Genomic DNA, 16016 nt, shown 5'->3' with positions numbered 1-16016 from the left:
GCGAGTATACGCCCTAGGCTGCGTATGTCGCCCGCAGCTTCTTCGTTTCGAGCAGGGCTAGGACTCCATCCGCCGACACCGGCCGGCTGATGAGGTAACCCTGCACTTCGTCGCAACCGATCTGGTGCAGATATTCGAGCTGGTCGGCGGTCTCGACACCTTCCGCGACCACGCCGATGCGCAGGTCGCGCGCGAGCCCAATCACCGATTTCACGATTGCGGCGCAGTCCGGCTGCACCAGCATGTCGCGGATGAAGGACTGGTCGATCTTGATGCGGCTGAACGGCAGCTTGCGCAGATAGGTCAGCGAGGAGAAGCCGGTGCCGAAATCGTCGAGCGCCACGGTGACGCCGAGCTCCAGCAGCGCGTTGAGGACGGACGCGGCGGAGGCGTATTTCGACAGCAGCATCGATTCCGTGATCTCGATCTCGAGCCGGTGCGGGGCGATCTTCGCGTCCGCAAGTGCCTGCACGATGATCTGGAGGAGGCCGTTGTTGTGAAACTGCGCGGCCGAGAAATTCACGGCGACCCTGATCTCTTCGGGCCACTCGGCAACCGTCGCGCAGGCGCGGCGGACGACCCATTCGCCGATCTCGTGGATCAGCCCGGTTTCCTCGGCGATCGGAATGAACTCGCTCGGCGGCACCAGTCCGCGCTGGGGATGCTGCCAACGCAGCAGCGCCTCGAACCCGGTGATGCGGTTGCCGTCGAGGTCGAGAAAGGGCTGGAACACCAGGAACAGCTCGTCCCTGGCGATGGCGCCTTCCAGATCCGATTGCAGCGCCTTGCGGTCGCGTGATGAGCGGTCGTCGGTTTCCTCGAAGAAACACACCGTGCCGGGTCCGGCCTTCTTGGCGCGGTAGAGCGCGGCGTCGGCGTTCTTCATGATGTCGAGTTGCGTGCTGCCGTCACGCGGCGCCAGCACGATGCCGACGCTGGTCGCGCCGACGATCTGGCGGCCCTCGATCTGGAACGGTTCGTCGAAGGCCGCGACGAAGCGCTCCGCGATCTCGAGCGCATCCTCCGGCCGCGCCAGATTGGCCATTACCAGCGCGAACTCGTCGCCGCCGATGCGTGCGACATGCTCGGCCGCGCGGGTGCAGCGTTGCAGGCGACTCGCGATCTGGACCAGAAACTCGTCACCGGCAGGATGGCCGAACTTGTCGTTGACCTCCTTGAAACGATCGAGATCGAGCAGAAGGACCGCGAATTCCTCGCCGGACAGAGCGAGCCGCTTCAAGGCTGCATCCAGCGTTTCGTTGAAGGCGACGCGATTGGGCAGATGGGTCAGCGGGTCCTGCCGCACCGTACGCTCAGCCTCAATCTGCCGCATCACGCGCCGTGCGAACGCGATCGAATTGACGAACACGCTGCGCAGCAGCACCGATCCGTAGACCACCACCAGGAAAGCGATCAGCAGAAACGCCGGATCGCCATTCCTGCCGAGGCAGATCGCGATGCCAGCGAAGATCGGGGCCGTGAATGCGATCGCCGCGATCGGGATCGTGGCGAAGGCCAGCGCGCCCCCCGCCAGCATCCCCGAACAAAGGCAGGTGATGACGAGCTGCCCGCCGGTTGAGGCATCGGCGAAGAATGCGACCGGAACGGTGCCCCAGGCGGCACCGAGGATGAAAGCATTGCGCACCAGCCGATGCATGGCCCGGCGCGAGACGAATTGCGGTTTGGTGATGCGGCGCGCGGCATGGGATTGCAGGCCGAACGCGATCGCGGCGCCCGCCACGATGGCGGCCCAGATCAAGGCCAGCTTCAAGCCCGGCGAATGCCACAGCGCGACGACGAGCACCCCGGCGTTGCAGGCATTGGCCAGCATGATGCCGACCGAATAGCCGAGCACCAGCGACATCTGTTCGGCGCGGATATGGCCGGCGACGGCTTCGTCGGTTACGGGACCGCCAAAGGCCGACAGATCGCCGGCGAACAGCCGCGCGAAATAGCTGGTCGTTTGAGTCCGCATTCCAGAGCCCAGCAGCATGGGCCGTTTGTCCGGCCCGATCCGGAGAATTCGCTGCAAACCTTTGACGAACTATGAATTATCCCCGCTTGTGACGATAGCCGCGACCACTTCTGCGTGTTCGTCACGTCGTATCGATAACAAATCGATACAAATGCGCGCCGGCGAGGTTACGGTCACGGAGCTTGGGGCGCTGAAGCTACTATGGCGCCATGGCCGGGCTAATCCGTTCGAAGGACAGCGTCGCGTCCGCTCGCCTATGTCCCGGCCATCGACGCCTTTGAGGCCACGAGGGAACGTGCGTCCAAACAGCTTCGAGCCGGCGGTCGGCTCGGTGCTGAGACTTCCGATCACGCGATGCGGTTAGGGCGGGAGCGCCTGGACTTGGCACGGCACCCGGCTGCAAATAATCCTCGGCGCCATCTCACAGCTTGTTTCGGTTCTTGCTCGCTCCCTTCAATTTTGGAGCGTCCGAAGTCGATTTTGCCCAATCTGCCATTTGCATGCAGGTCAGCAGGTCGACATAGCTGTCACTGCCGCCAGCCGTCGCTTCGCCTTCGCATCGGGTTCGAAGGCTGTCGGAATTCGTGAGCCAAACGGAATGAAGTTGTTGCAGCGCGGAATTTTCGTCGCGCATGCAATCGTCGTAGGACTGCGCCAGATCCAGGCCCATCGCCTTGTCAGTGGCTACGGTGGCCTTGCAGGTCGCCTCGACATTGAGTTGAGGGACGCGTTCGCTGACTGGAATTGTTGTTTGGCCGCCTATCATCGCCAAGGTCAGCAATACAATCTTCATGCAGGACTCCCCGTTTGAGATTTCACTGAAGCAATTTCATCAGGCGACCGAGCGGGCATCGTATTGATTTGAATCAAGGGGAACGAAGGAGATTGTCTCTCAATATTGCGCGAGTAAACACACCGACCAGCACCGAGACAGTTTCGGGCAACCAGCCCGATCGCGCGAGCAAGAACACGAGGCAGATTGTGATAGTAGTGGGGTATTGAAGACGCAGACGATCCCTGCTGGCCCAAACGTTCAGGTTGTGCTAAAGTAATTCTAGAGGGCCCGTATTGCGCAAGCGACCGAAGATGCCCCTCAAGCGACGCTAGTTCGACCAGGCTTTATATCTCTGTTTCTAGCAATTTGTTTCGAGTTCTGCAGACGCCGTGCGGCGTTTGATGCGGTCGGTGACGCACGTTATCTTGCAAGCAATAAGCGCCCCTCGCGCTAGATCGAAAATACTTCAATTCATACCGCCGCGAGCGGTGTGAACGCATCTGACATCGGCTTTGCTGCCATTCTTCTCTTCGTTTTGATTGCCGTCGCGCCACTCTGCAAGGCAATACGCTGAGACCTTCAATGCTCAGATCCTCGAACGCGATCATGCCGACGGTAACAAGGTGAATCGAACGAAGTCGCAAATCAGAGGTCACCAAATCAGAAGAGGAGGATTCGACATGTTTCGAGGAATTCTGACGCTGACAATTTCTCTTTGCCTTGGTGCGGCGGCCGTGCCTACCGCGCGGGCGCAGGGCACTGCACCGGCCGTTACCGAACAAGAGGCGCATGCCATCGCAGTGGATGCCTATGTCTACTTTTACGCGCTAATGTCGATGGACATCTCGAGAAAGCAATTCACCAACGGCACGACCGATTTCAGAGGTCCGATGAATACCTTTGTCAACGTGCCGGAATACCCCCCGGCCAATTTCAAGGGCGTGGTGCGGTCGAACTTCGACACGCTGTATTCCGTCTCCTGGCTGAACATGACCAAGGAGCCTGTCGTCATCTCCGCACCAGATACAAGTGAGCGCTACTATCTGCTGCCGATGCTCGACATGTGGACCGATGTCTTCGCGTCGCCCGGCTGGCGAACGACGGGCACCAAGGCCGGTACGTTCCTGATCACACCCCCAGGCTGGCGGCCCGATCTGCGCGAAAGGTTCGCGGAAGAATTCAAGCTTCCGAGCGACACCCAGCGCATCGAGGCGCCGACGCCCCATGTCTGGGTGATCGGCCGCACCAAGACGGATGGCCCGCCCGATTACGATGCCGTCCATAAGATCCAGGCCGGTTACAAGGTCACGCTGCTTTCCGAGTACGGCAAGACACCCAAGCCGGTCGAGTTCAAGCCGGACCCAAGCGTCGACATGAAGACGCCGCCGAAGGTCCAGGTCGATACCATGTCGGCCGGCGTGTACTTCGCCAGCGCCGCAGAACTGCTCAAGCTTCACCCGCCGCATGCTACCGATGAGCCGATCATTGCGCAGATGAAGAAAATCGGCATCGAGCCCGGCAAGAGCTTTGACATCGGTAGGCTCGATCCGGTGTTGCAACGGGCGCTGGAGACCGCTCCGCACGACGGCCAGAAGCTGATGGCCTGGAAAGTGCCGACACTTGCGCGGGTCGCAAATGGCTGGTCGATGAACACCGATACGATGGGTGTCTACGGCAACTACTACTTGAAGCGGGCCATCGTCGCCCAACTTGGGCTGGGCGCGAACCTGCCTGAGGATGCCATCTATCCGCTCAATCTCGGCGACGCGACCGGCAAGCCGCTGGATGGAGCCAACAAGTACACAATTACGTTCGAGAAGGGCGCCGCCCCGCCGGTCAACGCCTTCTGGTCGATCACGCTATACGACCCGGAAGGTTTTCAGGTCGGCAATGCGCTCAACCGTTTTGCCGTGAGCAGCTGGATGCCGTTCAAGTACAACGCAGACGGGTCGCTCGATATATTCTTCCAGAATGATAGCCCGGGCAAGGACAAGGATGCGAACTGGCTTCCGGCGCCGAAGGGAGCCTTTAGTCTGACCATGCGCCTTTACAGCCCGAAGTCCGATGCGCTGACCGGAAAGTGGAATCCGCCGCCGGTCGTGAGGACGCAGGACGGAACGGTGGGCTTGGCCCAATAAAGTTGATTTGAGCGCCGGCGCTTCGGCGCCGGCGTTCGACCGCATGAACACAATGGCGATGCGGCTCAACTGGCCCAGGACCGAAGCACCGTCGATCCTGCCTTCGGGCGAAGGGACGTGGTACCCGCCGGGCGTGAAGCTGGTCTTGTAGAGACAGTCAGCGGCTCAGCGTCCCAACTGCTTGGGGTCGTAATAAAAGCGTTCCTCGACGAGTTCATCCCCCCGCCATGTCTGCCATGCGATCTCATCCAACGTTCGGATGATGCCCTCGGCGGTGGTGAAGCTGAAGGTCCAGCGCGTCGCGACATGATCGCCCTCGATCAGGCTCGGCCCGATGCGCACCGCCTTGACTTCCCTGGAGGCCGCCAGCGCGCCGCGCTCCTTGGCGACGAGCTTGTCGCGGCCGACTGTCGGTGCCGCGTTGTTCTCGTAGGTCGCGGCCTCGGGCGTATAGAACTGCTCGATTGCGCCGATGAAATCCCCGGTCTCCAATCGCTTGGCAAAAGCTTCGACGACGTCACGGCTCGGCATGGCACACCTCACAAATAACCGACTGATGGTTGGTAAATACCGACCGATAGTCGAAAAGTCAACTGGCCGCTTGTGCCGAATTCGATTAGACGAGACCCATGGCAAAACAGGCGGAGCGACGGGCGGGGACATCGGAGGCGATCCTGACGGCGGCGCGTCGCCTGTTCGGGGCGCAAGGATTTGCCGCGACGACGATGGACGAGATCGCCGAAGCCACCGGCGTCGCCAAGGGCGCGGTCTATCATCACTTCAAGACAAAGGAAGCGGTGTTCGAAGCGGTGTTCGACAACGTCTCGCGCGATCTCGTCGCCGAGATCGACGGCGCCGCGCGTTCCGAGAAGGATGTGCTCGCCGCGATGGTCGCCGGCACCCAGCATTATTTCGCCGCAACCGCGAAGGGGCCGACCGGCCAGATCATCCTGCGCGATGGCCCGGCGGTGCTCGGCTGGGAGCGCTGGCGAGAGATCGACGCCAAACATTTCGGCGGCAAGCTGCCGCGCGCGATTGCGGCGGCGATGGAAGCCGGCCTGATTGCGCGGCAGCCGGTCGAGCCGCTGGCCCGGCTGCTGCTCGGCGCGGTAACAGAGGCCGCGGTCGCCTGCGCCGGACGCGCCGATATCGCAAGGGCGGGTGCGGAATATACCCGTGCGTTCAGGTCGCTGGTCGAGGCGCTGCGCGTCGCTGCATGATCGTGCTAAGTGATGATTGGAAACGCCCCCACCAACAAAAAGAACAGTAGCGCATGAACGCAACTTCCTCCCTGACGCCCTCCGACCCTGAATTCGACTACATCATCGTCGGTGCCGGCTCTGCCGGCTGCGTGCTCGCCAACCGGCTGTCGGCGAACGGCAAGCACAGCGTGCTGCTGCTCGAGGCAGGCCCGAAGGATTCCAACATCTGGATTCACGTGCCGCTCGGCTACGGCAAGCTGTTCAAGGAAAAGACCGTCAACTGGATGTACCAGACCGAGCCGGAGCCCGAGCTGAAGGGTCGTCAGGTGTTCCAGCCGCGCGGCAAGACGCTGGGCGGATCGAGCTCGATCAACGGCCTGCTCTATGTCCGCGGCCAGCACGAGGATTACGACAGATGGCGTCAGCGCGGCAACGCGGGCTGGGGCTATGACGACGTGCTGCCCTATTTCAAGAAGGCTGAGAACCAGTCGCGCGGCGCCGATCAATATCACGGCAGCGGCGGCCCCCTGCCGGTGTCCAACATGGTCGTGACCGATCCGCTGTCGAAGGCCTTCATCGATGGCGCGGTCGAGAGCGGTCTGCCCTACAATCCTGATTTCAACGGCGCCACGCAGGAAGGTGTCGGCCTGTTCCAGACCACGACCCGCAATGGCCGCCGCGCCTCGACCGCGGTGGCCTATCTCGGCCCCGCCAAGGCCCGCGGCAATCTCAAGATCGAAACTGGCGCGCTCGGCCAGCGCGTGCTGTTCGAGGGCCGCCGCGCGGTCGGCGTTGAATACCGTCAGGGCGCCACATTGCGTCGCGCCCGTGCGCGCAACGAGGTCGTGCTGTCGAGCGGCGCCTACAACTCGCCGCAGCTGCTCCAGCTCTCCGGCGTCGGGCCCGGCGACCTCCTGCGCAAGCACGGCATCGATGTCGTGCTGGACGCGCCGGGCGTCGGGCACGATCTCCAGGACCACATGCAGGTCCGTATCGTGATGCGCTGCTCGCAGAAGATTACGCTCAACGACACCGTCAATCACCCGCTCCGCCGCACCATGGCCGGCGCGCGCTATGCGCTGTTCCGCAAAGGCTGGCTGACGATCGCGGCGGGCACCGCGGGCGCGTTCTTCAAGACCAGTCCGCGGCTGGCCTCGCCGGACATCCAGGTCCATTTCCTGCCGTTCTCGACCGACAAGATGGGCGAGAAGCTTCATGCTTTCTCCGGCTTCACGGCGTCGGTGTGCCAGCTCCGCCCCGAAAGCCGCGGGTCCTTGCGCATCAAAAGCGCCGACCCGACAGTGCCGCCGGAGATCCGCATCAACTACATGTCGACCGAGACCGACCGCACCACCAACGTGGAAGGCCTGAAGATCCTGCGCAACATATTGCATGCACCGGCGCTGAAGCCTTTCGTGGTCGACGAGTACGATCCCGGGACGAAGGTAGCCACGGATGCCGAGCTGCTGGATTATTGCCGTGAGCGGGGCAGCACCATCTACCATCCGACCTCGACCTGTCGTATGGGCAATGATGCGCTCGCGGTGGTCGATCAGCGGCTGAAGGTGAGGGGCTTCGAAGGCCTTCGTGTGGTCGACGGCTCGATCATGCCTGACCTGGTCTCGGGGAACACCAACGCGCCGATCATCATGATCGCCGAAAAGGCCTCCGACATGATATTGGAGGATGCGCGGTAAACTCGCGTCTTGAGAGGATTTGGGCTTGGCTACGCGATTCAAGATCGGCACACGCAAGAGCGCGATGGCGCTGGCACAGACGGAAGAGATCGCGCGCCGCCTGACCGCTGCCATGCCCGATCTCGACGTCGAGATCGTCAAGTTCGACACCACGGGCGATCTCGACCAGACCAGCAAGCTGTTGCCCCATGGCGGCAAGGGTGGTGCCTTCGTGGCCCAGATCCGCGCCGCCGTGCTGTCGGGCGAACTCCAGGCGGCGATGCATTCGCTGAAGGACATGCCCGGCAACGAAGACACGCCGGGCCTCGTGATCGGCGCCACGCTCTCGCGCGATCCCCCCAATGACGCGCTTGTGCTGCGTGACGGCGTGACGCTGGAGGCATTGCGCCAATCTCGTGGCAAGGGTTTCAAGATCGGCACCAACGCCGTCCGCCGCGCCGCCTATGCGCGGCGATTGTTTCCCGACGTCGAGATCATCCACTTCCGTGGCGCCGCCGACACGCGCGTGCGAAAACTCGACAATGGCGAGAAGCAGCGCCTGCCGGATGGCGGCGCGGTGGGGCCTGCGGACGCGCTGATCATGGCGCGGTCCGGCCTCGACCGCGTCGGCCTTTCACAGCGCATCGCCTACGAGTTTACCGCAGCGGAGATGCTGCCGGCAGCGGGACAGGGCATCGTCGCGGTCGAATGCGCGGCACAGGACTGGCATACGCGTCGTATCCTCGCATCGATCGATGATCCCGCTGCACACGCCTCCGCCGATGCCGAGCGCGAAGTGCTGTGGGTGCTGAACGGCCATTGCAATTCGCCGGTGGCGGGCTTTTCGACCATTGCGGGCGATCAGATGTCGCTCACCGCGTCCGTGCTCGATCTCTCCGGCAACACCATCATCGAAGCCTTGCGTTCGGGCCCCGCCAATCGCCCCCGCGAACTCGGCCGTGCGGTGGGACTGGATCTGCTGGCCAAGGGCGCCGCCGAGATCATCGAGCGCAGCCGTCCGCGGTAAGCTTTCCCGCAGGTTCGCAATGGCGAGGGGGACAGCGCTGCGATGATGGCATCATGCGCCTGTTTTGCCCGACGCGTCAAATGTTGGCGCGACCTGATGCGATGACGGCGCACCTGATTTCGGTCCGCCCTAAGTCATTGATCGGGCGTGGCCTCTCTACTGTGCATGGGGTTGTTTTCGCGTTTTTTTGTTTTTCCGCTCCCCAGGCGCAAAATAAATCAGCCCCGCACACGTTTCAGCATCTGCTCGACATGGGCGATCGGCGTCTCCGGCTGGATGCCGTGGCCGAGATTGAAGATGAACCGCCCCTGCGCAAAATTCGCCAGCGTGTTGTCGACCGCGCGGTCGAGCGCGGCGCCGCCTGTGATCAGCACCAGCGGATCGAGATTGCCCTGAACCGCAACCTTGCTCTGCACGCGCTCGCGGATGAAGGCCGGCTCCGCGGTCCAGTCGATGCTGACAGCGTTGACGCCGGTCGCCTCGACGAACCCGGGCAGTTGCGCACCGGCACCGCGCGGAAAGCCGATGATCTTCGCGTCCGGCACCTTGGCGCGCACGCCTTCGACGATGCGCCGGGTCGGCTCGACCGACCAGCGCGCGAACTCGGCAGGGGGCAGCACCCCGGCCCAGGTGTCGAAGATCTGCAAGGCGTTGGCGCCTGCCGCAAGCTGCGCCAGCAGATATTCGATCGAGTTCTCGACCAGCACGTCGATGATCTCAGCGAACGCCTCCGGATGCCGGTAGGCCATCATCCGCGCCGGCGCCTGGTCAGGCGTGCCCTGGCCGGCGACCATGTAGGTCGCCACCGTCCAAGGGGCGCCGCAGAAGCCGATCAGCGCGATCCTGGGATCGAGCGCCCCGCGCACGATTTTGAGCGCCTCGAACACCGGCGCGAGCTTGCCGAAATCGGCGTGTTTCGCCAGTGTCGCGACCTTGGCGGGATCATCCAGCGGTTCGAGCCGCGGACCCTCGCCGACCTCGAAGCGCACGGAACGTCCGAGCGCATAGGGGATCACCAGGATGTCGGAGAAGATGATCGCCGCATCGAAGCCGAACCTCCGGATGGGCTGCAGCGTCACCTCGGCGGCAAGCTCCGGGTTGAAGCAGAGGTCGAGGAAGCCGCCGGCCCTGGCGCGCACCTCGCGATATTCCGGCAAGTAACGGCCGGCCTGCCGCATCATCCAGATCGGCGGAATGACCTGCCGCTGGCCGGAGAGGACGTCGATGAAAGGCTTTGTCGCAGACTGGGGCACGAACGGTCCTGAGGATGGTTAGGGCTCCTGATACACCGCCGCGGCCCGAAGCGGAACAGGGGAACCAAGCGCAATTCGACCGCGTTGACCAGCCAACGGAGGACGAGACCATGGCTGAGACATTCAACCCCGCGCCGCATGATAAGCACGCCGACGATCTGCACGAAGCGCTCGCCGCCGATCGCCACGCCAAGCTCGATGCCGGGCTGAAAGATACCTTCCCGGCGTCCGATCCCGTGAGCGCCGCCCAGCCAACGCCCTCGAAGGCCGATGCGGAGGCCGACAATCCCTCGCTCTGGGACAAGGTTAAGGCCATCTTCAGCTAGCCGCGGGAGCGCCGGATTCCGATAGGTCTGCTAATGCCCTGTTAGCGATGCGCTGATTCCGGTGTCCGTACGACTACGGGAACCGCCGACATCGCCGCATATTTCTGCGGGCGTTTCAGAGTTCAATAACAGAAGCAGCAGAGTTTCCGATCTTCGGAGAATTCTGCCGCATGAGTGCTGTGACCCAAAGAGCCGGATTGAGCCGCCTGCCGCTGCGGGCAGCTGCGTTCGTCGCGCTGACGTGCGTGGCCATCCTCGGCGTCAGCGGCTGGCGGGAATGGGCGGCCCGCGACGCGGTGCTCAAGGGCGCCGAGACCGAGATGGCCAACGTTGCGCGATCGCTGACGCAGCATGCCGATGACAGCCTCGATCTGCTGGATTCTGGCGTCGTCGGCGTCGTCAGCCGGCTGGAGATGGACGGCACCGAGCCGGCCACGATCGCCAAGCTCAGAACCCTGCTGGAGGTGCGCAAGAAGGCGGTAGAGCGCATCCACAGCCTCGCCATCATTGACGACCGCGGCAACTGGTTGACCTCGCCCGGCACGATCGGCTCGACTCTGAACGACGACGCGTTCTTCCGTTATCACCAGCTCTCGCCGAAACGGGAGCCCCATGTCGGCCGGCCCGTGAAGAGCCTGCTCGACGGCGAGTGGGTCGTCACCCTGTCGCGCCGTTTCAACAAGCTGGATGGCAGCTTCGGTGGCGTGGTGCTCGCGACCATCAGCTCGGGATATCTCTCGCATTTCTACGAACAGTTCGAGATCGGCCGCAACAGCTCGGTGGCGTTGACACACGGCGACGGCCTGATCATCGCGCGCTACCCGAGCAACGAGAAATACATCGGCCGCAGCGTTGCCAATACGCCGCTGTTCCGCGACGCCGCTCTGCAGCGGCCGGGCGGCGTCTATCATTTCAAGTCGCCGCTCGATGGCGCCGAACGCGTCAGCTTCTTCAAGCGCTCTGGCCGTTATCCGCTGGTCCTGCTCGCCACCGTCGACAAGGACGAGCTGCTCGCACCCTGGCGCGCTGCGGTGATCTCCCGCATGCTCTACGTGCTCGCGTTGGTCATGCTGATCGCAATCATTGGTGCGGTGCTGGTGCGGCAGTTGCAGCGGGGCCAGAGCATGGCGGCCGCGCTGGTCGAGAAGGAAGCGAATTTCCGACTGCTTGCCGAAAGCTCCAGCGACATGGTGACGCGTATGGGGCTCGACGAGCGGCTGCGCTATGTCTCGCCATCGTCGATTGGCGTCGTCGGCTGGCGCGCCAATCAGCTGATCGGAACCTTCGCGCTCGCCGGCATTCACGCGGACGACCGGCCGCAGGTCCAGGCTCTCGTCGACGCCATGAAACGCGGCGAGAAGGAGGAGGTGCGCGTTACCTATCGCAACGCGCACCGGCAGAACGCCGAAGTCTGGCTCGAATCGACCATGCGGGTGACCCGCAAGGAGAGTGGCAGCGTCGACGGCGTGGTCGCGATCTCGCGCGACATCACCGAGCAGAAGAAGCTCGAGACCCGGCTCGAAACGCTCGCGATCGAGGACAGCCTCACCGGGCTTGCTAATCGCCGCCGCTTCGATGAACGACTGAAGGAGGAGTGGGCGCGTGCCTATCGCGAGCGCTCCAGCCTTTCCCTGCTGATGATCGACGTCGACCACTTCAAGTCTTACAACGACGAATACGGCCATCCCGCGGGCGATGCCTGCCTCCGGCAGGTGGCGCAGATCATCGCCGCCGAGATGCATCGTTCCGGCGATCTGGCGGCGCGTTACGGCGGCGAGGAGTTCGCCATGCTGCTGCCGAACACCGACGCTGCCGGCTGCGCCCTGATCGGCGACCGGATCCGACGGGCGATCCGCGATGCGGGCCTCGTCCACGCCAGCAACCATGCGGCTGGCTGCGTCACCGCTTCGCTCGGCGGTGCTGCCTGCCGGCCGGCGCTGGAGCGCACGGCCGGCGTCACCTCGCTGATCGAGGCCGCCGACCAGGCGCTCTATGCCGCCAAGGAAGCCGGGCGCAACCGGCTGATGATGTCGGGCGAGGTGAGCAACCTTCTTCTCAAGGCGTCCGGTCAGTAACCCCGCTCAATAATGCGGGGGGCGCTCATTGGCGGCTCCCGGCGCATTCGCCTCGGCCTCCTGCAGCCGCTCGCCGAGCTCTGCGATCCTTCGCGTCAGCGCGTCGATCTGCTTCCACTGCGCGGTGATGGTCTGGTTCAGCGTCTCGATCGCGTCGTCCTGATAGGCGAGGCGCGTCTCAAGCGTGTCGATGCGCTCGCCGAGCGTCTGGATCTCATTCGTCACGTGCCGCGTCCTTATTTCGTTCGGGCGAGCCAAGTTCTTGCAAGCCGAGTTGTTGCGCGCCAAGTTGCTGCAAACCATGACCGAGCGCGACACGTTCGTCGAACACGAAGCATTCGCCGCGCCAGCGACTCTGAGCCTCCGGCACCTCTTCCAGATATTTGAGAATGCCGCCTTTGAGGTGATAGACCTCGGCAAAGCCGCGCGCGAGCAGATGCGCGCTCGCTTTCTCGCAGCGGATGCCGCCGGTGCAGAACATCGCGATTCTGCGGTGTTTGACAGGATCGAGCCGTTCGGCCGCAAATTCCTTGAACTGGCCAAAGCTCTCGATGCCTGGGTCGAGCGCGCCGTCGAACGTCCCCATCGCCACCTCGAAGGCGTTCCTGGTGTCGAGCACCAGCGTGTCGGGCGCCGCGATCAGCGCGTTCCATTCGCTCGCATCGACATAGGTGCCGACCTGCCGGGTCGGATCTGCGGCTTCGTCGCCGAGCGTGACGATCTCCTTCTTCAGCCGCACCTTGAGCCGGCCGAATGGCATCGCCTCGGCGGTCGAGAACTTCAATTCGAGATTGTTCAACCTGCCGCTGAAGATGTCGCCGTGCGCGAGCTCATGGACGAGAGCGTCGATCGCCGCGCCCGCACCCGCGACCGTGCCGTTGATGCCCTCCTGCGCGAGCAGCACGCTCCCCTTCACCGCCAGGCCGGCGCAGAACGCGCGCAGCGGCTCGCGCAACTCCCGGTAATCGGGCAGGGCGGCGAATTGGTAGAAGGCGGCGACCTTGCAAATCATGGCGCCCGTTTAGCAGGCGGGGCGCGCCCGGAAAACCCGCAAGAAGCAGCTCTATTCCCAGCGGATGGCAGCCATTTCCCTGGTATGCCAGCATTGCCCCGGCGGGCCGGAATGTGTCATGTAGGCGCGGCTTTTTCCGAAACGACACGCCATCCGCGCCAGACGCCAACGAGAGCAAGAATTCGATGAGAAACTTCCATTTCCCCGGCAGGTCCACGGTCCACGCCACCAACGCGATGGTGGCGACCTCGCATCCGCAGGCGTCGCTCGCCGCGATCGAGGTGCTGCGCGAGGGCGGCACGGCAGTGGACGCGGCCGTTGCGGGCTCGGCCATTCTCGGCGTGATCGAGCCGCAATCGACCGGCATCGGCGGCGACTGCTTTGCGCTGATCCAGCCGCGCGGCGAGGGCAAGATCATCGCCTATAACGGCTCGGGGCGCGCGCCGAAGGCGGCGAACGCCGACTGGTATCTCGAGCGCAAGATCAACTCCGTGCCGCTGACCTCGGCGCATGCGGTGTCGATCCCCGGCGTGATCGACGCCTTTGCGACCGTTTTGCGCGACCACGGCAAGTTCGGCTTCGACCGGCTGCTTCAGCCCGCGATCAAGGCCGCCGAGGAAGGCTACGTCGTCGCCCCTCGCATCGCCTTCGACTGGAAGAACCAGTTCGAGAAGCTGAAGGGTGGCACCAACACGGAGCGGTATCTGTTGCCGCACGGCAAGCCGCCGGTGGCCGGCGACGTCATCCGCCAAGCCGAGCTCGGCAAGACGCTACGGGCGATCGCCAAGGACGGCCGCGACGCCTTCTACAAGGGCCCGATCGCCGAGGACATGGTGGAGACCCTGCGCGGAATCGGCGGCCTGCACACGCTCGACGATTTCGCCGCGCACACCACCGAGACGACGTCGCCGATCGGCACCATGTACAAGGGCCATGACGTCTGGCAGTGCCCGCCGAACGGACCCGGCCTCACCATGCTGCTGATGTTGAACATCCTGTCGCGGTTCGACCTGACGAAATACGCGCCACTCAGCGTCGAGCGCTTCCACCTCGAAGCCGAGGCCGCGCGCATCGCCTACATGCATCGCGAGCTGCATGTCGCCGATCCCGAGCATATGCAGGTCGAGGTCGCCAAGATCCTTGCCAAGGAATACTGCAACGAGCACATCGACAAGATCCGCATGGACGGCATGCTCGACCTGCCGAACGTCGCGCCGCCGATGAATCCCTCGACCATCTACATCACCGTCGTGGACAAGGACCGCAACGTCTGCTCGTTCATCAACTCGGTCGCGCATTCCTTCGGCTCCGCCATCGTCTCGAACAAGACCGGCATCCTGCTCCAGAATCGCGCCGGCGGCTTCCGCATCCAGCCCGGCCACCCGAATTGCATCGCCGGCGGCAAGCGCCCGCTGCACACGATCATGCCGAGCCTGCTCACCAAGGGCGGCCGCTCGGTGATGCCGTTCGCGGTGATGGGCGGACAATATCAGCCGGTTGGCCAGACCCATGTGGTGACCAACATCCTCGATTATGGCTGCGACGTGCAGGAGGCGATCGATATGCCGCGCGGCCTGCATTACGAAGGCCAGTACCAGCTCGAGGACAGCGTGCCGGCCGCCATTGTCGAAGGCCTGCAGAAGCTCGGCCACAAGACCACCAGCGTCGTCGGTCCGCTCGGCGGCGCGCAGGCGATCTGGATCGACTGGGACAAGGGGACGCTCACCGGCGGTTCCGATCCGCGCAAGGACGGTTGCGCGCTCGGATACTGACCGCCGCGCACGGGGTTCCCCGCGCAACATCAGCAAAATTTGACGAAGGGCGACGCGGCATTTGCTGCGTCGCCCTTTCTCGTTCGGAACGGAGTTCACTGCTTCAGGTTAAGGGCCGATGAGCGGTGCAGGCGTGCGCTGCTCTTGCTCGAAGCGGCGGAGGCCCTCCATGTCCGAAAAATCAGGTTCCGGACCGTCCGGATTCGATCGGCGCGCCTTCATGGCTGGCGCTGCCGGCAGTGCGCTGGTCCCCATGACAGCGCGTGCGGCCGCGCAGGATGCGAGCGTGTCGGCCGCGCAGGATCCGGCGCTCCCCGTCGATGTCACGCTGCGGGTCAACGGCAAGGACAAGCGCCTGCACATCGACGCGCGCACAACGGTGCTCGACGCGCTGCGGGAGCATCTCAAGCTCACCGGCAGCAAAAAGGGCTGCGACCACGGCCAATGTGGTGCCTGCACGGTACTGATCGACGATCGACGCGTGGTGTCGTGCCTGACGCTCGCGCTCGCGGCCGAGGGGCAGGAGATCACCACGATCGAGGGCCTTGCCACCGACGATCATTTGCATCCGATGCAACAGGCCTTCGTCGACAACGACGCGTTTCAATGCGGCTATTGTACGCCGGGCCAGATCATGTCCGCCGTGGCCTGCGTCAAGGAGGGGCATGCGGGCAGCGAGGCCGACATCCGCGAATACATGAGCGGCAACATCTGCCGCTGCGCCGCCTATCCCAACATCGTCGCTGCCGTGAAGCAGGCCGCGCCCGAGATCATGAAAGGCTAGG

14 protein-coding genes are annotated in these 16016 nt (G+C 63.8%); 8 read left to right on the top strand and 6 right to left on the bottom strand.

Annotated features, from left to right (window positions below; translation table 11 throughout):
- Positions 1-13: 13 nt before the first annotated feature.
- Positions 14-1975, bottom strand: a complete 1962-nt coding sequence (locus tag ABIB90_RS23120) for a putative bifunctional diguanylate cyclase/phosphodiesterase (RefSeq protein ID WP_354201432.1) — start codon at positions 1973-1975, stop codon at positions 14-16.
- Between the two features lie 421 nt (positions 1976-2396).
- Positions 2397-2768 (bottom strand): hypothetical protein, encoded by a 372-nt coding sequence (locus tag ABIB90_RS23115; RefSeq protein WP_007595254.1) that lies wholly within the window; start codon positions 2766-2768, stop codon positions 2397-2399.
- 662 nt (positions 2769-3430) lie between these two features.
- Between ABIB90_RS23115 and ABIB90_RS23110 the strand changes: the two genes are divergently transcribed.
- Complete coding sequence (locus tag ABIB90_RS23110) at positions 3431-4888, top strand: DUF1254 domain-containing protein (RefSeq protein ID WP_354169747.1); 1458 nt, start codon at positions 3431-3433, stop codon at positions 4886-4888.
- 165 nt (positions 4889-5053) lie between these two features.
- On the opposite strand, the gene ABIB90_RS23105 is transcribed toward ABIB90_RS23110, so the two are convergent.
- Complete coding sequence (locus ABIB90_RS23105) at positions 5054-5419, bottom strand: nuclear transport factor 2 family protein (protein ID WP_219684449.1); 366 nt, start codon at positions 5417-5419, stop codon at positions 5054-5056.
- A gap of 98 nt (positions 5420-5517) precedes the next feature.
- On the opposite strand from ABIB90_RS23105, the gene ABIB90_RS23100 reads away from it, so the two are divergent.
- The 3 genes from ABIB90_RS23100 to hemC are packed head-to-tail and all read left to right on the top strand — an operon-like array spanning position 5518 to position 8793.
- Complete coding sequence (locus ABIB90_RS23100) at positions 5518-6108, top strand: TetR/AcrR family transcriptional regulator (protein WP_354169605.1); 591 nt, start codon at positions 5518-5520, stop codon at positions 6106-6108.
- A gap of 53 nt (positions 6109-6161) precedes the next feature.
- Positions 6162-7787, top strand: coding sequence for a GMC family oxidoreductase (locus ABIB90_RS23095; protein ID WP_354169607.1), 1626 nt, complete (start codon positions 6162-6164; stop codon positions 7785-7787).
- Positions 7788-7812: 25 nt separating this feature from the next.
- Positions 7813-8793: a hydroxymethylbilane synthase gene (gene hemC / locus ABIB90_RS23090; RefSeq protein ID WP_354169609.1), complete on the top strand. Its 981-nt coding sequence runs from the start codon at positions 7813-7815 to the stop codon at positions 8791-8793.
- 218 nt (positions 8794-9011) lie between these two features.
- On the opposite strand, the gene hemE is transcribed toward hemC, so the two are convergent.
- Positions 9012-10046 carry a uroporphyrinogen decarboxylase gene (gene hemE, locus ABIB90_RS23085; RefSeq protein WP_354169611.1) on the bottom strand — a complete coding sequence of 345 codons (1035 nt, stop codon included), beginning with the start codon at positions 10044-10046 and terminating at the stop codon, positions 9012-9014.
- Positions 10047-10156: 110 nt separating this feature from the next.
- On the opposite strand from hemE, the gene ABIB90_RS23080 reads away from it, so the two are divergent.
- Both ABIB90_RS23080 and ABIB90_RS23075 read left to right on the top strand, forming a co-directional pair.
- Positions 10157-10372, top strand: coding sequence for a hypothetical protein (locus ABIB90_RS23080; protein ID WP_007595236.1), 216 nt, complete (start codon positions 10157-10159; stop codon positions 10370-10372).
- A gap of 170 nt (positions 10373-10542) precedes the next feature.
- Entirely contained in the window at positions 10543-12447 is a 1905-nt protein-coding gene (locus tag ABIB90_RS23075; RefSeq protein ID WP_354169614.1) for a sensor domain-containing diguanylate cyclase, read from the top strand.
- Positions 12448-12453: 6 nt separating this feature from the next.
- Here ABIB90_RS23075 and ABIB90_RS23070 read toward each other — a convergent pair whose 3' ends face one another.
- Together ABIB90_RS23070 and trhO are read right to left on the bottom strand one after the other, a co-directional pair.
- Positions 12454-12672: a SlyX family protein gene (locus ABIB90_RS23070; protein WP_007595232.1), complete on the bottom strand. Its 219-nt coding sequence runs from the start codon at positions 12670-12672 to the stop codon at positions 12454-12456.
- Entirely contained in the window at positions 12662-13459 is a 798-nt protein-coding gene (gene trhO, locus ABIB90_RS23065) for an oxygen-dependent tRNA uridine(34) hydroxylase TrhO (protein WP_219684455.1), read from the bottom strand. The genes ABIB90_RS23070 and trhO overlap by 11 nt, the downstream gene beginning before the upstream one ends.
- A gap of 185 nt (positions 13460-13644) precedes the next feature.
- Here trhO and ggt point away from each other — a divergent pair, with 185 nt between their 5' ends.
- Together ggt and ABIB90_RS23055 are read left to right on the top strand one after the other, a co-directional pair.
- Positions 13645-15231, top strand: a complete 1587-nt coding sequence (ggt, locus tag ABIB90_RS23060; RefSeq protein ID WP_354169617.1) for a gamma-glutamyltransferase — start codon at positions 13645-13647, stop codon at positions 15229-15231.
- 169 nt (positions 15232-15400) lie between these two features.
- A complete protein-coding gene (locus tag ABIB90_RS23055; protein ID WP_354169619.1) occupies positions 15401-16015 on the top strand; it encodes a (2Fe-2S)-binding protein in 615 nt (204 codons plus the stop codon).
- Position 16016: the final 1 nt, after the last annotated feature.

Source organism: Bradyrhizobium sp. JR4.1, assembly GCF_040548605.1.
Lineage (GTDB): Bacteria > Pseudomonadota > Alphaproteobacteria > Rhizobiales > Xanthobacteraceae > Bradyrhizobium > Bradyrhizobium canariense.
Note: the sequence above shows the minus strand (reverse complement) of the source record. Positions and strands in the feature narration are given on the sequence as shown.